This is a genomic window from Amycolatopsis speibonae (assembly GCF_042647925.1).
GTDB classification, from domain to species: domain Bacteria; phylum Actinomycetota; class Actinomycetes; order Mycobacteriales; family Pseudonocardiaceae; genus Amycolatopsis; species Amycolatopsis speibonae.
Map to the genome: position 1 here is coordinate 13,034 of NZ_JBHRWK010000090.1, position 17,656 is coordinate 30,689.

General features: G+C 68.9%; 19 protein-coding genes. 10 read left to right on the plus strand and 9 right to left on the minus strand.

What is annotated here, in order from left to right:
- Positions 1 to 216 precede the first annotated feature (216 nt).
- Positions 217 to 849 (plus strand): TetR/AcrR family transcriptional regulator, encoded by a 633-nt coding sequence (locus tag ACFOSH_RS38735; RefSeq protein WP_378245820.1) that lies wholly within the window; start codon positions 217 to 219, stop codon positions 847 to 849.
- Positions 850 to 948: 99 nt separating this feature from the next.
- Here the strand turns inward: ACFOSH_RS38735 and ACFOSH_RS38740 are convergent, their stop codons facing one another.
- Positions 949 to 1,686: a TetR/AcrR family transcriptional regulator gene (locus ACFOSH_RS38740; RefSeq protein ID WP_378245822.1), complete on the minus strand. Its 738-nt coding sequence runs from the start codon at positions 1,684 to 1,686 to the stop codon at positions 949 to 951.
- 61 nt (positions 1,687 to 1,747) lie between these two features.
- Between ACFOSH_RS38740 and ACFOSH_RS38745 the strand changes: the two genes are divergently transcribed.
- Entirely contained in the window at positions 1,748 to 2,617 is an 870-nt protein-coding gene (locus tag ACFOSH_RS38745; RefSeq protein ID WP_378245823.1) for an alpha/beta fold hydrolase, read from the plus strand.
- 91 nt (positions 2,618 to 2,708) lie between these two features.
- Positions 2,709 to 3,107, plus strand: coding sequence for a hypothetical protein (locus ACFOSH_RS38750; protein WP_378245825.1), 399 nt, complete (start codon positions 2,709 to 2,711; stop codon positions 3,105 to 3,107).
- On the opposite strand, the gene ACFOSH_RS38755 is transcribed toward ACFOSH_RS38750, so the two are convergent.
- Together ACFOSH_RS38755 and ACFOSH_RS38760 are read right to left on the minus strand one after the other, a co-directional pair.
- On the minus strand, positions 3,023 to 4,246 hold the full coding sequence (locus ACFOSH_RS38755; RefSeq protein WP_378245827.1) for an acetyl-CoA acetyltransferase: 1,224 nt from the start codon (positions 4,244 to 4,246) through the stop codon (positions 3,023 to 3,025). The two genes, ACFOSH_RS38750 and ACFOSH_RS38755, sit on opposite strands and share 85 nt — an antisense overlap.
- A gap of 133 nt (positions 4,247 to 4,379) precedes the next feature.
- On the minus strand, positions 4,380 to 5,852 hold the full coding sequence (locus ACFOSH_RS38760) for a carotenoid oxygenase family protein (protein ID WP_378245829.1): 1,473 nt from the start codon (positions 5,850 to 5,852) through the stop codon (positions 4,380 to 4,382).
- A gap of 130 nt (positions 5,853 to 5,982) precedes the next feature.
- Between ACFOSH_RS38760 and ACFOSH_RS38765 the strand changes: the two genes are divergently transcribed.
- Together ACFOSH_RS38765 and ACFOSH_RS38770 are read left to right on the plus strand one after the other, a co-directional pair.
- A complete protein-coding gene (locus tag ACFOSH_RS38765) occupies positions 5,983 to 6,948 on the plus strand; it encodes a winged helix-turn-helix transcriptional regulator (RefSeq protein WP_378245831.1) in 966 nt (321 codons plus the stop codon).
- A gap of 74 nt (positions 6,949 to 7,022) precedes the next feature.
- Entirely contained in the window at positions 7,023 to 7,211 is a 189-nt protein-coding gene (locus ACFOSH_RS38770) for a DUF5302 domain-containing protein (protein WP_378245833.1), read from the plus strand.
- 78 nt (positions 7,212 to 7,289) lie between these two features.
- Here ACFOSH_RS38770 and ACFOSH_RS38775 read toward each other — a convergent pair whose 3' ends face one another.
- From ACFOSH_RS38775 to ACFOSH_RS38790, 4 genes are all read right to left on the minus strand, one after another.
- Positions 7,290 to 8,360 carry a Glu/Leu/Phe/Val family dehydrogenase gene (locus tag ACFOSH_RS38775; RefSeq protein ID WP_378245835.1) on the minus strand — a complete coding sequence of 357 codons (1,071 nt, stop codon included), beginning with the start codon at positions 8,358 to 8,360 and terminating at the stop codon, positions 7,290 to 7,292.
- 117 nt (positions 8,361 to 8,477) lie between these two features.
- Positions 8,478 to 9,668 (minus strand): kynureninase, encoded by a 1,191-nt coding sequence (locus ACFOSH_RS38780; RefSeq protein WP_378245837.1) that lies wholly within the window; start codon positions 9,666 to 9,668, stop codon positions 8,478 to 8,480.
- Positions 9,665 to 10,447 (minus strand): tryptophan 2,3-dioxygenase, encoded by a 783-nt coding sequence (locus ACFOSH_RS38785; protein ID WP_378245839.1) that lies wholly within the window; start codon positions 10,445 to 10,447, stop codon positions 9,665 to 9,667. Before ACFOSH_RS38785 ends, ACFOSH_RS38780 begins: the two co-directional genes overlap by 4 nt.
- Positions 10,444 to 11,256, minus strand: a complete 813-nt coding sequence (locus ACFOSH_RS38790) for a PaaX family transcriptional regulator (protein WP_378245841.1) — start codon at positions 11,254 to 11,256, stop codon at positions 10,444 to 10,446. Before ACFOSH_RS38790 ends, ACFOSH_RS38785 begins: the two co-directional genes overlap by 4 nt.
- Positions 11,257 to 11,304: 48 nt before the next feature.
- Here ACFOSH_RS38790 and ACFOSH_RS38795 point away from each other — a divergent pair, with 48 nt between their 5' ends.
- Genes ACFOSH_RS38795 through ACFOSH_RS38810 form a run of 4 tightly spaced genes read left to right on the plus strand, consistent with a single transcriptional unit; the run spans position 11,305 to position 15,042 of the window.
- On the plus strand, positions 11,305 to 12,030 hold the full coding sequence (locus tag ACFOSH_RS38795) for a creatininase family protein (RefSeq protein WP_378245843.1): 726 nt from the start codon (positions 11,305 to 11,307) through the stop codon (positions 12,028 to 12,030).
- Complete coding sequence (locus tag ACFOSH_RS38800; protein ID WP_378245845.1) at positions 12,027 to 13,529, plus strand: benzoate-CoA ligase family protein; 1,503 nt, start codon at positions 12,027 to 12,029, stop codon at positions 13,527 to 13,529. Before ACFOSH_RS38795 ends, ACFOSH_RS38800 begins: the two co-directional genes overlap by 4 nt.
- Positions 13,526 to 14,218 carry an SDR family NAD(P)-dependent oxidoreductase gene (locus ACFOSH_RS38805; protein ID WP_378245847.1) on the plus strand — a complete coding sequence of 231 codons (693 nt, stop codon included), beginning with the start codon at positions 13,526 to 13,528 and terminating at the stop codon, positions 14,216 to 14,218. Before ACFOSH_RS38800 ends, ACFOSH_RS38805 begins: the two co-directional genes overlap by 4 nt.
- Complete coding sequence (locus ACFOSH_RS38810) at positions 14,215 to 15,042, plus strand: enoyl-CoA hydratase family protein (RefSeq protein WP_378245849.1); 828 nt, start codon at positions 14,215 to 14,217, stop codon at positions 15,040 to 15,042. Before ACFOSH_RS38805 ends, ACFOSH_RS38810 begins: the two co-directional genes overlap by 4 nt.
- A gap of 28 nt (positions 15,043 to 15,070) precedes the next feature.
- Here ACFOSH_RS38810 and ACFOSH_RS38815 read toward each other — a convergent pair whose 3' ends face one another.
- Positions 15,071 to 16,132, minus strand: coding sequence for an aldo/keto reductase (locus ACFOSH_RS38815; protein WP_378245851.1), 1,062 nt, complete (start codon positions 16,130 to 16,132; stop codon positions 15,071 to 15,073).
- Positions 16,133 to 16,248: 116 nt separating this feature from the next.
- Between ACFOSH_RS38815 and ACFOSH_RS38820 the strand changes: the two genes are divergently transcribed.
- Positions 16,249 to 17,082, plus strand: a complete 834-nt coding sequence (locus ACFOSH_RS38820; RefSeq protein WP_378245855.1) for a helix-turn-helix transcriptional regulator — start codon at positions 16,249 to 16,251, stop codon at positions 17,080 to 17,082.
- Between the two features lie 325 nt (positions 17,083 to 17,407).
- Here ACFOSH_RS38820 and ACFOSH_RS38825 read toward each other — a convergent pair.
- Positions 17,408 to 17,656: HNH endonuclease signature motif containing protein (locus ACFOSH_RS38825; RefSeq protein ID WP_378245853.1), on the minus strand; the 249-nt coding region annotated here is incomplete at its 5' end.

Genomic DNA, 17,656 nt, shown 5'->3' on the forward strand with positions numbered 1-17,656 from the left:
GCCTGGCGAGCTAGGGGGGGTTACTCGCCAGGCCGGGCCGGTAGGAGGCAAACGCGCCCCGACAGCGCGCACGGCATGCCACCTGAAAGAAGACGGTAAAGACCAGCGGGCCAACAGACGGTACACGCCGGATTAACTGACACTTTGCTTTTATATGTCACACCGAATCCGGTGACCAGCCAGCCCGGCTGAATCGATCGTGGGAGGCTATGACGTATGACCACCGAGCCGGCGCCGAGATGGCGGAGACTGGAACCGGACGAGCGCAAAGAGCAGATCTTCGCCTGCGCGGCCCGCCTTTTCGGGGCCCGTCCTTACTCGGAAGTGTCCACATCGGACATCGCGGCGGAGGCCGGGGTGGCCCGGGGTCTGATCAACCACTACTTCGGTACCAAACGGGAACTCTATTTGGAGATCATCCGGCGGGCGCTGACCGTACCGCGGCTCGCGGTCGAGATCCTGCCGGACGGCCCGCTCGAACTGCGCGCCGACGCCGCCATCGAGTGGTTCCTGGACATGGTCACCAGCCAGGAGAAGATGTGGCTGGCCGCGATCGCGCCGGAGGGCATCGGCCGCGACCTCGAAGTCGAACGGATCCTCGAAGAGGCCGATCGCGAATCGGCGGACAGGGTGCTCGAAGCGGTCGGCCTCTCCCGCGAGAGCGAACACGGGAAGGAACTGAACGCGCTCGTCCGAGCGTTCGGCGGCATGGTCAAGGCGGCGGGCCGCGAATGGCTCGTGCGCGGTTCACTCGATCGCACCCAGGTGCACACGCTGCTCAGCAAGTCGCTGGTCACGCTGGTCGGTGACGTCTTCCCCGAGATCCAGCGCGCCGCCCCGCGAAGCTGACGTAAGAAGCCCCCGGCACCTCGAGGGGGAGGTGGGTGCCAGGGGCTTCGGGACCGGTGACGAAGCACCGGTATTCCTCCACACTACGCCGGTTGGTTGTCACGGCTCTGTCAAACTTTCGAGAGCGGTCAGCCGGGTGAGCCGATGTTCGAGCCCGTCGAGACAGCGCTCGACCGCGTAACCGTAGAGACGCCCGTAGTAGCCGGCCGCGAGATCGGGATCGGCGACCAGCGCCGCGACCGACTCGCCCAGCGCCGCCATCCCCGGCAGGTCCGTGCGGGTGCGGTACGCCGCGTAGCCCTCGGTGCGGTCGAGCTGCAGCGCCATCGCGCTCTCGCGGTCGTCCTCCATCGCGATGAACTGGCAGGCGGTGGCGAGCAGCAGGTTGTAGGCGAACGGCGCTTCGGTGCCGAACCCGGCCGCGAGCAGACGGCCGATGCCGGTGTTCATGGTCGGCACGGCGGCGGCGACCGACGGCCCGAACAGGGCCAGCCGTCGCGCCGAACCGGGATAGCGGCGCAGCACGGACCGGACGGTGGCCAGGAACTCCTCGAACCAGGCCCGCCACGGCAGGGTCTCGACGGGCAGGGTCAGTTGCCCGACCACCCGGTCCAGCACCGCGACGACGACGGTGTCCCGGTCGCCCACGTGGTGGTAGACCACCGCCGGATAGGCGTCGATGGCGGCCGCGAGCTGCCGCAACGTCCAGTTCTCCAGGCCCGCCTCGGCCGACAGCTCCAGCGCGGCGTCGACGATCCGGTCCTTCGTGACGGCCGGCCGTCCGGAAGCCGCGCGCGACCGCGGCCGGGAACCCGCGTCTTCGGAGAAAGTCGGCATGCGGGCTACCGTATCCGCATTCACCTGGCCGCACGGCGGGGGCTTCCGGCAGGATCATGCCATGCCCCGCGCGCGTGTGAACGGCCTCGAACTCGAGTACGACACCTTCGGCTCCCCCGCGGATCCGCCACTCGTCCTGGTGATGGGCCTCGGCGCCCAGATGGTCACCTGGGAGATCGGCTTCTGCGACCTGCTCGCCGAGGGCGGGTTCCACGTCGTCCGCTTCGACAACCGCGACATCGGCCTCTCGTCCTATCTGGACGATCTCCCCGCGCCGGATCTGGCCGCGCTCGCCTCGGGCGACTTGACCTCCGCGCCGTACCTGCTGTCCGATCTCGCGGCCGACGTCACCGGGCTGTTCGACGCGCTCGGCTTCGGGCGCGCGCACGTCGTCGGCGCGTCGATGGGCGGGATGATCGTGCAGCAGCTCGCGATCGACGCGCCGGAGCGGCTGCTCAGCCTCACGTCGATCATGTCGACGACCGGGGACCCCTCGGTCGGGCATCCGGAGCCCGCCGCGCTCGCCGGGCTGACGCGCCCGCCCGCCGCCACGCGTGAGCAGGCGATCGAAGACGGCGTCGCGTGGTTCAAGCTCGTGGGGTCGCCCGAGCACCCCTCCGACGACGAATTCCTGCGGATGAAGGCCGCCCGCAACTACGACCGGGCGAACCATCCCGCGGGCGGGTTGCGGCAGGCCGCCGCCGTCGTCGCTTCGGGTGACCGCACGGCGAAACTGCGCGACGTCCACGTCCCGACGTTGGTCATCCACGGCGAGAGCGACCCGCTGATCGACGTCTCCGGTGGGAAGGCGACCGCGGAAGCGATCCCGGACGCCGGACTGGTGCTGTTCCCCGGAATGGGGCACGAACTGCCGCGGCAGCTGTGGCCCGCGATCGCCGAAACGATCATCACGCACGCGCACAAGGCCTGAGGCGCCAGGATTTCGTCAAGAATCCCGGCCGGGGCGTAGAAAACCCGTTCACTCCGGCGACACGGCCGGTGACGCGGAGTTGACTGTCCGGATGAGGAATCCCGAGAGTTTCGGTTTCCCGTTCGGTTGTGTCGCCGTCGTCGTCGCGGCGTCGGTGGCCGGGCTCCTCGGCTCGGCGCGACATCATGGTATTTCCTTGGCGGCCTTGGCTTTGGTCGTCCTCGTCGCCGGTGCCGTGACGAACCTGGCGGCCGCGGCCGGGACGGCGGTCATCGCCTGGAGTGTCCACTCGGGATTCACCGCGGGGTCGCTGGGCGCCCTCGAATTCACTCCCGAAACCGGCGTCGCCGCCGTCGTCTTCTTCGGGGCGGCACTCGCCGGAGCGGCGTACCGCGGCCGCTGGGTTCAGCGGGCGACGACCGTCGCGACCACGGTCGTGAAGGATCCGCCGACGTTCAAGGTCAGCACCTTCCGCACGCCGTCGATCTGAAGCGGCCCGGCGGTTCCCGCGACCTGACGCGCCGCGTCGTGCACCATCCGCACCCCGGTCGCGCCGACCGGGTGACCGAGCCCGAGCAGCCCGCCGCCGGGATTCACCGGGAGGACGCCGTCGCGCGCGATCGCGCCGGATTCGATCAGCCGTCCCGCCGTCCCCGGCGGAGCGGCGCCGAGGTGTTCCAGCGCCACCAGCGCGGTGATGGTGAAACAGTCGTGCAGTTCGACGACGTCGATCTCCTCGGCGCCGGAGACCTTCGCGCGCCGGTACGCGTCGAGCACCGCGCCGCGCAGATGCGGGAACAGGTACTCGTGTCCTTCGGCGCGATCCAGCTTGCCCCGCAACGACAAATGCGCCGTCCGATGGCCGAAGCCCGCCAGCCTGGGGACTTCCACGAGGTCGCGGCCCACGCGTTTCGCCCAGTCGGCGGCGAAACGCGGTGAGGCGAGCACGATCGCGGCGGCCCCGTCGGTGATGCGGCCGCAGTCGTTCTTGCGCAGCACCCCTGCCACGACCGGGTTCAGCCTGTCGTCCTGGTCGAACGAGCCGTCGGGGAAACCCCAGTCCCGCGCCTGCGCCATCGGGTTGAGCGCGGCGTTCGCGAAAGCGTTGCGGGCGAACAGGCCGAGGTGCGCGGGATCGAGCCCGTACCGCCAGTCGTAGCCGTCGGCGACGTCGGAGAACAAGGCGGGCCAAGGGAATTCGGCCGTTTGCGCCTCTTCGCCGACCCAGGCCGCGGAACCGAGGTGGCCCGCCGCGGACCGCGCGCCGGTGTTGCGCATGAGCTCCAGCCCGGTCACCAGCGCGACGTCGTACCGGCCGGACTCGATGTCCGCGCTCGCGGCGAGCACCGCCGTCCCGCCCGAGGCGCACGCGGCCTCGTGCCGGGTACTCGGCACCCCGTCCAGATCGGGGACGGCCGCCACCAGCAGCCCGCCGAGATGGGCCTGGCCGGTGAACAGCTCGGCGGCCAGGTTGGCGACGTGGGCGACACCGATGTCGTGCGTCTCGACCTGCGCGTCCACCAAGGCGTCGGGCACCACCTCGGCGAACATCTCGAAAAGCCCGCCGCCCTCCTTCGCGAAGTTCCGCGCGAAGTCGGTCTGTGCCCCGCCCAGTACGAAGACCGTCATCGGCCCGTTCCGTTCCCTGGTGCCGTGCCCGAGTCGCCCCACCCCCTGGAAGGGGCGACTCGAACGGCGGCTTTCCGGCCCTTCGCGGCCTGCCCACACCCCTCTGGAGGTGGGCGGGCGCGAAGGGGATCACTCACTTACAGGAAGGTTCCAGCTGGTCCGCCCGGACCCAGGTCGCGTGAAAACCGAGCGGGACACGCTGGGGCAACAGGACCCTGGCCACGGGTCCGGCAGCGAGATCGGCGGCGTCGAAGATGTCCAGCTCCGAGCGCCCCTCGCGCTCGTCCTGGACGAAGGTCACCAGATAGCCGTCATCGGAATCGGCGGCCGCGCCGTCGCGGGGTGCGAACGGCGCCTCACTGCCCCACCGGCCCGGACCGAAACGATATTCGGTCTTGGCGCCGGCGCGATTGTCGTAACACACCAGGCCGTCGAACTTGAGCGTCGAATCCGGCGAGATGTGCACCGCGTAGGAGAAGCGATTCCGGCCGCCGACCACCCTCGAGTCGACGGACGGAAATTCGGTGTTGTCGTCGTCGAGCTGATGCTCCAGGCACTGTCCGGTCCGCAGGTTGAACCGGTAGCGGTGCAGCGAGGCGTCCAGCCGCAGGTACGACAGCATTTTGGCGAGTGGGGTGTGCGCGTCGGCGCGGGGTTGCGGGCGCTGGACACGGCAGACGTCGAGGACGATTTCCTCGCCCTGCTCCCAGGAGTTGACGACGTGGTAGATGTAGCACGGGCTGGCTTCGAACCAGCGGATCTGGCTACCGTCACCGTAGCGGGGAAGCACCCCGAACCGGCTCGGCAGCGAACGGTCGAACAGCAGCTTGTGCCTGCCGTTGCGCGCCGCTTCCATGTCCTGGACCAGCGGTAAGTCCATCAGCACGGCGTAGTTCTCGGTGATCGCCATGTCATGCGGCAGGCGCGGGCCGGGGAGTTCGATCTCGGTCGTGCTCACGACCTTGCCGTCCGCGCTGATCACGCCGTAGCGCAGGTACGGCGGCCGCGGCCCGTAGTCGAACCAGAACATCTCGCCGGTGCGCTCGTCGACCTTCGGATGGGCCATCATGTCGCCGACCAGCGTGCCGAGGAAGTCTTCGGCGCCCAGCGTCTCCAGGGAGAGCGGGTCGACCGCGTACGGCGTGCCGCACATGTACCAGGTGGAGAGCACCTGGCCGCGATGGAAGATCAGGTCGGTGTTGGCACTGTCCTTGACGTTCAGGCCGTGCGTGTTGCCGAACGGGTTGTCCTTGGGCGACTCCATGACGCCCTTCCAGAGCGCCTTGCCCGCCTCGGATTCGGCCTCGAAGGCCTTGGTACGGACCCAGCGGTTGCGGTAGCGGGCCTTGCCGTTCTCCAAGTGGACGGCGTGGATCATGCCGTCGCCGTCGAACCAGTGGTAGCGGCCCTCCGGCTCGAACCGAGGGTTGGGCCCGTTGCGCAGGTACACGCCGTTGAGGTCGGCGGGGATCTTGCCGATGACCTCGAGATCGCTCGCGTCGATCTCTTCGCCGACCGGGGCGTAGACGCCCATCAGGTACGGGTTGACCTCGGGTTCCCCGGTGGCGGCCGCCACCAGGATCGGTTGCTCGGAGGTACTGGTCATCGGTTCTCCCCGGTTGGTTCGCGTTGACCGATTGGCTGAGACACTATGATTTCTGTAGTCAGCTGTCAATAGGCTTCTTTTGCTGTAGTCAGTAGTACGCTGACAGCGACACCGTCAGAGAGGCACGTACGTGACAGAGGCGACCGCGCACCGCGTCAGGCCGGCGGGCGATCCGCTGCGCCGGGCACTCGAACTGCTCGGCGATCAGTGGACCCTGCTGATCCTGCAGAGCCTTTTCCTGCGCTTCCGCCGCTACGAGGAACTCCGGCTACGGCTCGGCATCTCCCCCACCGCGCTGTCCGGGCGGCTGCGCGAAATGGTCGACGCGGGCATGCTCGTCCGCACGCCGTACCGGGACGCGCGCCGGACCCGGCACGAGTACCGGCTCACCGAACGCGGCCTCGAACTGTGGCCGCTGCTGATCTCGATCTGGGCCTGGGAACGGGAATGGGTCGAGGGGCGGCGTGCCGTACTGCCGACGCTGATCCACCTCGACTGCGAACTGGCGACCTCGGCACCGCTCGGCTGCGCCTCCTGCGAACGCCGGGTCGACGCGCGCGACGTCCGCGCGCGACGGCTCGACGACACCGGCGTCGTCGAAGCGACCGCGACGAAACGCTTCCGTCGCAAGGACGCCGAGTCCCTCGCGGGCGATCCGCTGATGTTCTTCCCCGACACCATGGAACTCCTCGGCGACCGCTGGTCGACGGGCCTGGTGGTGAGCGCGCTGCTCGGCGCACGGCACTTCTCGGAGTTCGAACGCGAACTCGGCATCGGGCCGAGCGTGCTCTCGGGCAGGCTGTCGAAACTCGTGGAGGTCGGCGTACTGCGGACCGGGATCGCGAAGACCCGCACCGACGCGCACGACTACCGGCTGACGGCGAAAGGCCTCGCGTTCTTCCCCGCGCTGGCCTTCATCGCCGAGTGGTCACGGGGCTTCGAGATTCCGGGGCAGGAGCCCGACATCACGCTGGAGCACGTGGACTGCGGCAACCGGCTGAAGCCGATGCTGCTGTGCGACCACTGCTGGCGGCCGCTGCTGCGGAACCGGATCGAGTTCGGCGGTCCGGTCCAGCTGCCCGCGCCGCCCAGGTGACGTAAATCGACTCGCCAAGCCGGTCTGTTCCTGACAGGCTGGCGTGGTCACACGTCGTCACCTCGGAGGTAGCAATGACTGAACCGGCACCGTCCCCAGCGGATGGCGAAGAGGACGACACGAAGCGCAAGTTCCGTGAGGCGCTGGAGCGCAAGCAGGCCCAGTCCCGCTCCGGCTCGGCCCACGAGAACGCGGGCGGCAAGAACCTGCACGCGCACGGCCCTGCCGCGAACAAGCGCACCTTCCGCCGCAAGAGCGGCTGAGTCCCGGTCCGCTCGCGATGAAGGGGCCTTTCAGCGCAAATTTTGCGCTGAAAGGCCCCTTCATCGCACTTGGGAGAGCTACGCCGTCAGGATCGACCGCAAGCCGCCGACCTCGGTCATCCGGCGCTCGGCCAGCCTGTCGGCCGCCGTCGCCGGCGGTACCCCGTCGGCCTTGGCCAGCGCGAACACCGCCTTGGTGGTGTCGAAGATGGCCGTCGTCTTGCGCTTCGCGCGCGCGAAGTCGAAGCCGTGCCGCTCGTCGTCGACCTGGATCACGCCGCCGGCGTTGACCAGGTAGTCCGGCGCGAAGAGGATGCCGCGGTCGTCGAGCTGCTTGCCGACGCCGGGGTGCGCGAGCTGGTTGTTGGCCGCGCCGCAGACGATCTTGGTACGGAGCTCGGCGACGGTCTCGTCGGTGAGGACCCCGCCCAGCGCGCACGGCGCGAAGACGTCGAGTTCGGTGCGGATCAGCGTGTCGAGGTCTTCGACGACCTCGACGGCCGGGTACGCCGCGCGGGTGCGCTCGATCGCCGCGGGCGAGACGTCGGTGATGACCACCTGCGCGCCCGCTTCGATCAGATGCCCGACCAGGATGTGCCCGACCTTGCCGACCCCGGCGACGCCGACCTTGCGGCCCGCGAGGTCCGGGACGCCCCAGACGGCGTCCGCGGAGGCCCGCATGCCCTGGTAGGTGCCGAAAGCGGTGAGCACCGAGGAGTCGCCGGCGCCGCCGTTCTCCGGCGAGCGGCCCGTGACGAACTCCGACTCACGGGCGACGATGTCCATGTCCTGCACGTAGGTGCCCACGTCGCAGGCGGTGATGTAGCGGCCGCCCAGCGTCTGGACGAACCGGCCGAAGGCGCGAAGCAGCGCTTCAGTCTTGTGCTTGTGGGGATCGCCGATGATGACGGCCTTGCCGCCACCGAGGTCGAGCCCGGCGAGCGCGTTCTTGTAGGCCATCCCCTTCGACAGCGCGAGGACGTCCGCGAGCGCGGCTTCCTCGGATCCGTAGGGATAGAACCGGGTCCCGCCGAGCGCTGGTCCCAGCGCCGTCGAGTAGATCCCGATGATGGCCTTCAGGCCGGTGGCCTGGTCTTGGCAGAAGACGACCTGTTCATGGCCGGTACCTTGGCCGAACACTTCGGTCACGGTGGTGACTCCTTGTCATGGAGTGCACGCCGCTTGTGGCGAACGTGCGAAGTTCCTGGAACAAGGCACGGTCCCCGCACGAAGGTCGTCCGGCGGCGACAGTGCCACTGCGCAAACTTAGCGGACGATCTCGCTCAGGACGCGCAGTGCGGAGTCGAGCTGGCTGTCGGAGAGATACGGCGCCGGGCCGAACCTCAGGTACGCGCCGCGGCTGTCGGTCCGGACGCCGCGTTCGGCGAGCGCGGCCTGCAGCGCGCCGGCGTCGGCGCACTTCAGCGACAGGAAGCCGCCGATGCGGTCCAGCGGGGTCTCCCGGTCACGGGTGATGACGTCTTCGGGCAGCCCGAGCTTGTCGAAGCCCTCGGCGAGGAACCCGACCTGGTGCCGCGACACCTCGCGAAGGAACTCGGGCGAGAGCCCGTGCTCGGCGAAGAACCGGAAGACGCGGGCGCCCCGGTAGTGGCTCGTCGGGTCGTAGGTCGCACCCGCGAACCTGTCCGATCCGCTGGCGTAAGCGACCTGACCGGGTCGGCGCTCGTCCGCGAGCGCGCCGAATTCGGCGTACCAGCCGGTGACGACCGGCCGCAGTTCCTGGGCGTGCGCGGGCATCCGCAGGAAGCAGTTGCCCTCGCCGAGCTGAAGGTACTTGTAACCGCCGCCGAGGACCCAGGCGTTGGTGAGCCCGAGGTCGTGCAGCGCGAACGGGACGGCGCCGAGCGCGTGGTAGGCGTCGACGACGAGGTTCACCGACTTCGACAGGCAGACGTCGGCGAGGTGCGCCAGGCCCGGCACGAGCCGGGAGGTCTCGAACAGCACCGCCGAGACGAGTACGGCGGCGGTGTCTTCGGTGACCTCGGCCGCGACGCGTTCGGCCAGCGTGCTGACCGGCGTCGAGGGGACGCGGACGATCTCGACACCTTCTTCGGCCAGCCGTGCCAGCTGACGGCGCAGCGTGTGGAACTCACCGTCGGTGGTGATCAGGCGCGGGCGCCCGCGCAGGTCCATCGCCGACAGGAACCGGATCACCAGATCGTGGGTGCTGGCGCCGAGCGCGATGCCGCCGTGCGGGTCGCCGAGCAGCGCCCGGAACCCGGCCCGCAGCTCGTCGGCCTTCGCGAAAGCCTTCTCCCACTTCGTGTCGACCTCTTCGGCCGCGTCTTCGAAGGCCTCGAGAAGGCCTTCCCGCGCGACGTCCGGCCACGCCTGGTGCGAGTGGCCGGTCAACAGGATCCGGTCCGTCACACCGAATTCCGTGTAGTGCGCCGCGAGCGCATTGGGGTCGCGGCGGAGTTCGTCGAGAGTCGTCAAAGCCTGCTCCGTACCGCCCAGAGGTCCGGGAACATCGGGGAGAAAAGCGTCGTACGCAGGTAATGCGCGCCCGAGGAACCCCCCGTCCCGGTCTTGTCTCCGATGGTGCGCTCGACCATCTTCACGTGCCGATACCGCCACTCCTGCATCCCTTCGTCCAGATCGACCAGGTGCTCCGCCACGACGGACGGCCCTGTGTCGTCGCGGTAGACCCGCAGCAGAACCTCTTGGAGCGCCGGAGAGGGTTCGAGTGGCTTGGTGACATCGCGCCCGGTCGGGACGTCGTACCCCTTCACCGCGAGGTAGGTGGTGAAGGAATCGAAGAGCGACGGCCGTGACATCGCGTCCGAGATCTGGGCACGCTGGTCACCGCCCTCGGGATAGTGCGCGAACACCCGCTCGTCCCGTCGGCCGAGGACGGCCTCCAAGACGCGGAACTGAGCCGACTGGAACCCGCTCGAAGCGTCGAGTCGCGCACGGAAACTGGTGAACTGGCTCGGAGTCATCGTCTCGAGCACGTCAATCTGCGCGACCACCACTTTGAAGATAGTCAGGATTCGCCTCAATGTGCGCGTGGCGTGAGCGGTGTTACCCGCCTCGAGTTGCTCCTGCAGGTAAAGCGCCTCGTGGAGAACTTGTTTGAACCAAAGTTCATACACTTGGTGGATCACGATGAAGAGCAATTCGTCGTGCTCGTCGGATCGGGGATGCTGCGCGTTCAGCACTTCGTCCAGCGAAAGGTAGGACGTGTAACTCAATGCGGCCTGGGTGTCGTTCATGGTTCGGTCACCTCGTCGAAGTGGCGCTGGGCCGCCGGGGCCAGCGCTTGATACAGATCATGGAACAGCTCCACCGCGGCCGCCCGGCTCGGCGGAGCGGGCACCAGCCCGACCGGGAGTTCCGGATCGAGTGACGGGAAGGCGCGGAAGGTGTGCGTCAGCCAGGTTCGGACTCCGAACGCCTCGGCGTCAGGCAGGTCGCCTGAATATCCGCCGAAATCTCGGACGAACGCGTCGTAACGCGCGGCGAGGCCGTCGAGGTCCCAGGCACGTCCGGCGAACCGCCGGACGTCGAGCCCGGCCGACGGCTTGCCGAGCATCAGCCCGGCGTGTTCGGAGACGTCGAGTTCGGCCAGCAGGGTGAGCACCTCGGCCTCGCGGTCGTGCGGGGCGATCCAGGTGCCGTCCTGCACCGGGCCGAAGCCGAGGAAGCGCAGGCGGCGCACGAGCCGTTCCCGCGCCTGGCGGCGGCTTTCCGGGATGCTCTGCCACAGCACGGTCCACTCGCCGACCTCGCGTTCGCGACGGCCGAAGGAGAAGATCCGGCGGTCGCCGTCCTCCAGCAGCGCGATCGTGCGGCGGGTCAGCGAGTAGTGGACGAGCCTGCCGGCCTTGTGTCTCGCGAGCAGATCGCGGCGGGCGAGCCTGGCGAGCGCGATCCGCGCGGCACCGTCGGAGAAGCCGAGCCCGGCGAGCACGCCGACCAGGCCGCCAGACCAGACGTGGCGGCTTTCACGCGGCGACACGTAGGTGCCGAGCAGCGTCATCACCAGTTCCTGGGGGCCTGGGTCGCCGTGGGATTCGGGCATGCGGGCAACTCTATACACCTCAGGCCGCTGCGGTGTAGCTTGATTCGAGTGACGTACTTCGCGGAGTTGAGCTCGCGTCAGGTGGCCGCGCTCGCGTCCGACGCGCGCGTTCCCGTGCTGCTCCTGCCGGTGGGCGCCGTCGAACCGCACGGACCGCACGCGCCGCTGGGCACCGACCCCCTGATCTCACGCGGGATGTGCGAACGCGCCGCCGCCCGGCTGGCGGGCGACGCGAGCGTTCGCGTGCTGATCCTGCCCGAGGTGCCCTACGGCGTGACCAGGTTCGCGGCCGGGTTCGCGGGCGGCGTCTCGATCGGCGAGGAGACGCTGTACTCGTTGCTCACCGACATCTGCGGTGCGCTCGTCGAGCAGGGACTCCCCCGGATCCTGCTGGTCAACAACCACTTCGAACCGGCGCATCTGACCGTGCTGCGGCGCGTGGCGGAGACCGCCGGAGTCGGCCTCGTCGACCTGGTCCGCCGCCGGTACGCGGCGCGGCTCACCGACGAGTTCCGCTCCGGCGAATGCCACGCCGGGCAGTACGAGACGTCACTGGTGCTCGCCGACCGGCCGGACCTCGTCGACACCGTCGTCCAGCGCGGGCTGCCCGCCGTCCACGTCGACCTGGCACGCGGCGGGGTCACGGACTTCGCCTCGGCCGGGATGACCGAGGCCTACTGCGGAACCCCCGCCCGGGCGACCGCCGAGGAAGGCGAGAAGACCTTCTCGGTGCTCACCGACATCCTGGTCGAAGCGATCCGGGAGCTGGTATGACCTTCAACCTGGCGACTCATTTCGTGGACCGGCTCCCCGGGTCCCGCACGGCGCTGGTGTGCGGCGACGACGAAGTCACCTACGCGGAACTGGCGGCGTTGGTGAACCGGGCCGGGAACGTGCTGCGCGACCTGGGTGTCCGAAGTGGACAGCGGGTTCTGCTGGCCCTGAACGACAGCGTCGAGTTCGTGGCCGTCTGGTACGCGGCGCAGAAGATCGGCGCGGTGACCGCCGAGGTCTACTCCTTCTTGCAGCCCAAGGACTACGCGTACTACCTGGCCTATACCGAGGCCGTCGTGGTCATCGCGGACGGCTCGACGCTGCCCGCGCTGCGCGAGGCCGGGGCGCGGAACCTGCTGGTGATCGGCGACGTGGAGTTGCACCCCGGCGAGCACTCGTTCTCCACGCTCGTCGCGTCGGCCCCGGCCGAACTGGAGGCCGCGCCGACCACGCTGGACGACGTCGCGATCTGGAAGTTCACCACCGGGAGCACCGGTTCGCCCAAGGCGTGCGTGCACCCGGCGCGCAGCGCGCTGGAGAGCTTCGACCGGTATGCGCTCGGCGTGCTCGGCCTGCGCGAGGACGACCGGGTGCTGGCCGTGCCGAAACTGTTCTTCGGCTACGCGCGGGATCTGACCGCGTTGTTCCCGTTCGGCGTCGGCGCGTCCGGGATCGTGTTCCCCCAGCGCAGCACCGCCGAACTGCTGTTCTCGCTGATCGAGCGCTACCGGCCGACGATCCTGGTCAACGTGCCGACCATGATGAGCGCGATGATCGCCCACCCCTCGGCGGCAGGAGTGGACATGAGCTCGCTGCGGCTCGCGACGTCGGCGGGCGAGGCACTTCCGTCGGAACTGCACCGCAAATGGGACGCCCTGTTCGGTGTCCCGGTGATCGACGGGATCGGCTCGTCGGAGGCGTACCACATCTATCTGTCCAATGTGCCCGGTGCGCAGCGGGTCGGCAGTCTCGGCCGCGAGGTCCCCGGCTACACCGCGCGGATCCTGGACGAGAGCGGCGATCCGTTGCCGGACGGCGAGATCGGCACTCTGGAGGTCACCGGTCCGACCATCGCGCGCGAATACTTCGGCGACGCGGAGAAGACAGCGCGGACGTTCCACGGCGACACCCTGCGCACCGGCGACCTGTTCAGCCGCGACACCGGCGGCTACTTCCACCACCACGGCCGCGCCGACGACCTGCTGAAGGTGTCCGGCGTGTTCGTCGCGCCGAGCGAGATCGAAGACTGTCTCATCGGGCATCCCGCCGTCGTCGACTGCGCGGTATTGGGCGTGACGGTCGACGGCCTGGTGGTCCCGCGGGCCTGTGTCGTCCTGGCGGAGGACGCTTCCGTCACCCCTGAAGAACTGAAGGACCACGCGCGAGCACAGCTGGCGAAACACAAATATCCGCGCGAGGTGGTGTTCGTGACCGAACTCCCCCGCACCGCCAACGGAAAACTCGATCGGCGCGCGTTGCGCCGGGTGGAGGCAGAGTGAGCAGGATCGTCGTCGTCACCGGCGGGACACGCGGGATCGGCGCGGCCATCGCCGCCCGCTTCCAGGCGGCCGGGGACAAAGTGCACGCCCCCGGCCGCGCCGACTGCGACGTCACCGACGAGGCCGCCGTCGCCCGGTACTTCGACGGCCTCGGCCCGGTGGACGTGCTGGTGAACAACGCCGGGATCTCGGCGAGCGCCCCGCTGGAGAAGACGTCGCTGGAACAATGGCGGACCCAGCTCGAAGTCAACGCGACCGGCGCTTTCCTGTGCACACGGGCAGTTCTGCCCAGTATGCGGTCGCGCGACACGGGCCGGATCGTCACGGTTGCATCGACGGCGTCGCAGATCGGCTACCGCTACACGGCCGGGTACACCGCGTCGAAGCACGCCGCCGTCGGCCTGATGCGAGCGACCGCCGCCGAAGTCGCCGGCACCGGCGTCACCGCGAACGCCGTCTGCCCGGCCTTCGTGCGCACGGACATGACGGCCGCCTCGGTGGCCCGGATCCAGGAACGCACCGGCCGCGACGAGGCCGACGCGGAAGCCGCCCTCGCCGCCGCTTCCCCGCTCGGCCGCCTGCTCGAACCCGACGAGGTCGCCCACGCGGTGACCTTCTTCGCGGCGACCGAAGCCGCCGCGATCAACGGACAGACACTCGTCCTCGATGGAGGTGGGATCCAGTCATGAGCCCGTTCCGCGCCACGCCGCCGATCACGGCGAACTGGCAACACTTCGAGTTCACCGTGGACGACGGTGTCGCCACGGTCACCTTGGACCGCCCCGAAAAACTGAACGCGCTCACCTTCGACATCTACGCGGACCTGCGCGACCTGCTGGCTGAGCTGCCGCACCGCGGAGACGTCCGGGTGCTGGTCATCACCGGCCGCGGGCGAGGGTTCTGCTCCGGCGGCGACGTCGAGGAGATCATCGGCGAACTCCAGAAAATGGAGTCCGCCGAACTGCTGGAGTTCACCCGCATGACCGGCGCGGTGGTGAAGGCGCTGCGCGAGTGCCCCATCCCGGTGATCGCCGCGGTGAACGGTGTCGCGGCGGGCGCGGGTTCGGTGATCGCGCTGGCCAGCGACTTCCGGCTGCTGGCTTCATCGGCGAAGTTCGCTTTCCTGTTCACGAAGGTCGGACTGGCCGGGGCGGACATGGGTTCGGCGTACCTGCTGCCGCGGCTGGTCGGCCTGGGGCGGGCGACGGAACTGCTGATGCTGGGCGACAAGATCGACGCCACACGGGCGGAGGCCATCGGGCTGGCTTCGCAGGTCGTTCCCGACTCCGACTTGGCTTCCACGGCTTCTTCGCTGGCGCGACGATTGGCCGACGGGCCTGCCTTGGCGTACAGCACGACGAAGGTGCTGCTGACGCGGGAGCTGGACATGGACCTGGGGAGTTCCATCGAGCTCGAAGCGATCACGCAGGCCTTGCTGATGACGGCCAAGGACCACGGGGAGTTCTATGCGGCCTGGACGGCTGGACGCTCGCCTCGATGGACCGGCCGGTGACCCCCCCCCCTCGGCGTTCGGTCGGGTATCAGCCGCGGGTCTCGATCGACAGGTCACCGCTGTTGAACGCGCGGCCCCTGTCACTGGCGAGCAGATCGTGTGGGTAGCCGAGTTCGATCGCGCTGGCCTGGTCGAGGCGGGCCAGCCGGGCGGCGGTGAAGTCGACCTCCAGTGCGCCCAGGTTGTCCTCCAGCTGCGCGGGGGTGCGTGCGCCGATGATCGGTGCCGTCACGCCCGGGTTCCGCAGGGTCCAGGCCAGTCCGACCTGACCGGGCGGGCGACCCATCTCCGTGGCGACCTCCTTCAGGACGTCCGCGATCGCGAGGTTGCGTTCGGTGACGTCGCCGTTGGCGATGTTGAAGCCCTTGCGGGTGCCGTCGGCGTCGACCTTCGCCGCGATCAGGTCGTCACGGCTGTACTTGCCGGCGAGCACCCCGCCTGCCAGCGGTGAATACGGGATCACTCCCAGCCCCAGCTCGCGTGCCATGGGGATCAGGTCCCGTTCCGCGGTGCGCTGGACCAGGTTGTATTCGACCTGCAGCGCGACCAGCGGCGACCAGCCGCGCAGGTCGGCGATCGCCTGCATCCGCGACACCTGCCAGGCCGGGACGTTGGACATCGCCACGTACAGGATCTTGCCCTGACGGACCAGGTCGTCCAGGCCGCGCAGGACCTCGTCGACCGACGTCGTGAAATCCCACACGTGCAGGTAGAGCAGATCGAGGTAGTCCGTGTTCAGCCGTCGCAGACTGGTTTCCACCGACGCGAACAAGGTCTTGCGGTGACTGCCCCCGGAATTCGGATCGCCCGGGCGGCTCAGCGTCGAGTATTTCGTCGCCAGCACCAGGCTCTCGCGGTTCTCGCGGGTGAATTCGCCCAGCAGGCGCTCGGAGCTGCCATTGGTGTAGGTGTTCGCGGTGTCGATGAAGTTGCCGCCGCGCTCGACGTAGAGGTCGAACAGCTTGCGCGCGTCGTCCTGCTCGGCGCCCCAGCCCCATTCGGTGCCGAAGGTCGCCGCGCCCAGCGCCAGCGGCGAGACCCGCAGCCCGGAGCGGCCCAGCAGCCGGTACGTGTCGAGGGTGAGCGACATCGTGGCCTCCTGTGCTCGTGATCGGTTGTCGAAAGCGAGTCTGCGACCACCGCGAGCAGGGGATAAGGGAAAGAACTTCCTGGGAACGGCAGTCCTACCCTTCTGTAGAATCGAAGATCATGACCCGCACCGTGGACACGTCCCAGGAGCTGGCCGCGTTCCTGCGGACCCGGCGCGAGCGCCTGGACCCGCACGATTTCGGCCTGCCGTCGCGTCGGCAGGCCCGGCGGACCCCGGGATTGCGCCGCGAAGAGGTCGCCGAACTGGCCGGGGTCAGCATCGACTACATCGTGCGGCTGGAACAGGGCCGCGGGCTGCGGCCCTCGGCGGACGTAGTGGAGGCGCTGGCGGGTGCTTTGCGCCTGGCCCCTGACGAACGCGCCTACCTGTTCGACCTGGCCCGGCAGCGTCCCCGCACCGCCGACAAGCTCGCCACCACCGCGACGGCGCCACTGGCACGGCTGGTCGCCGACCTGTCGCCGCTGCCGGCCATGCTGATGAACCACCGCTACGACATCCTGGCCTGGAACGGCGAAATGGCGAGGCTGCTCCTGGATTTCGACACCCTGCCACCGCCGCAGCGCAATTCGATGTGGCTGTGCCTGATGCATCCGGGAACGCGTGAGTTCTACGTCGACCGCGAACGGGTCGTGCGGGAGAGCGTCGCCCACCTGCGCGCCGCGTGGGCCGCGCATCCGGAGGATCAGGCGTTGACCGACCTCATCGCCGAATTCACCGCGGGCGACGAGGAATTCGCGCACTGGTGGGCCGAGCGGGACGTCAAGGTCAAGGGCCGCGGACGCAAGGTGCTGCGGCATCCTGACGTCGGCACGATCGCAGTGGATTTCGAAACGCTTACGCCACTTCAAGATACAGACCAGCTGCTGGTGATCTACCGCGCCGCGAACGAGGAGAGTCAGTCGGCACTGGACCGGTTGCGCCCACGGTGATGCCGAACCGTCTGTTCGCACATTGAGTCTTCGCACCCTGAGCCGAACCGCCGTTTCGGTATTTCTTGGAACTCATGTACAGGGCGAGGCCTGCGCATCGTGCTCCGCGAGGAAGGCGTCTCCTTGAAGACGCGGGTCGAGCACCTCTACGCGGGAAGCAGTGGCCGAACGCGAAGGCAAGTATGATCCGCAGCCTCGTGCGGGCAGCGGCAGGTAGTCAAAGACCGGCCGCCACTCGAGGTCCACTTGACCTGGTGCGGCCTGTGGGCATGCCGAGGGGCCCGTCGCCGGCGTGGCTGGCGGGCTCCTCGGGTCATGCGGGGATTCAGACGCGGATGTTGCGCCGGGTTCTTCGTAACGGATCCAGATACTGCGGCGGAACGAACTCCGGTAGCCCGTCGGCCGCCATCCGGACTTGCCAGTCCCCGTGGTGGATCAGCCGGTGATGAAAACCGCAGAGCAGCACCAAGTTCCGGAGATCTGTGGGTCCGCCGTCTGCCCAGTGAGAGTCGGCATGGGGCGCGGTGCCCGGATTCCGCCGGGTCGTTTCCCCATGCCGCTCTCCCGAACCCGG

What these genes read in the sequence shown, in the direction of transcription:
- ACFOSH_RS38735 (WP_378245820.1), top strand. Translation starts at nt 217, where the DNA reads ATGACCACCGAGCCGGCGCCGAGATGGCGGAGACTGGAACCGGACGAG.
- ACFOSH_RS38740 (WP_378245822.1), bottom strand. Translation starts at nt 1,686, where the DNA reads ATGCCGACTTTCTCCGAAGACGCGGGTTCCCGGCCGCGGTCGCGCGCG.
- ACFOSH_RS38745 (WP_378245823.1), top strand. Translation starts at nt 1,748, where the DNA reads ATGCCCCGCGCGCGTGTGAACGGCCTCGAACTCGAGTACGACACCTTC.
- ACFOSH_RS38750 (WP_378245825.1), top strand. Translation starts at nt 2,709, where the DNA reads ATGAGGAATCCCGAGAGTTTCGGTTTCCCGTTCGGTTGTGTCGCCGTC.
- ACFOSH_RS38755 (WP_378245827.1), bottom strand. Translation starts at nt 4,246, where the DNA reads ATGACGGTCTTCGTACTGGGCGGGGCACAGACCGACTTCGCGCGGAAC.
- ACFOSH_RS38760 (WP_378245829.1), bottom strand. Translation starts at nt 5,852, where the DNA reads ATGACCAGTACCTCCGAGCAACCGATCCTGGTGGCGGCCGCCACCGGG.
- ACFOSH_RS38770 (WP_378245833.1), top strand. Translation starts at nt 7,023, where the DNA reads ATGACTGAACCGGCACCGTCCCCAGCGGATGGCGAAGAGGACGACACG.
- ACFOSH_RS38785 (WP_378245839.1), bottom strand. Translation starts at nt 10,447, where the DNA reads ATGAACGACACCCAGGCCGCATTGAGTTACACGTCCTACCTTTCGCTG.
- ACFOSH_RS38790 (WP_378245841.1), bottom strand. Translation starts at nt 11,256, where the DNA reads ATGCCCGAATCCCACGGCGACCCAGGCCCCCAGGAACTGGTGATGACG.
- ACFOSH_RS38800 (WP_378245845.1), top strand. Translation starts at nt 12,027, where the DNA reads ATGACCTTCAACCTGGCGACTCATTTCGTGGACCGGCTCCCCGGGTCC.
- ACFOSH_RS38810 (WP_378245849.1), top strand. Translation starts at nt 14,215, where the DNA reads ATGAGCCCGTTCCGCGCCACGCCGCCGATCACGGCGAACTGGCAACAC.
- ACFOSH_RS38815 (WP_378245851.1), bottom strand. Translation starts at nt 16,132, where the DNA reads ATGTCGCTCACCCTCGACACGTACCGGCTGCTGGGCCGCTCCGGGCTG.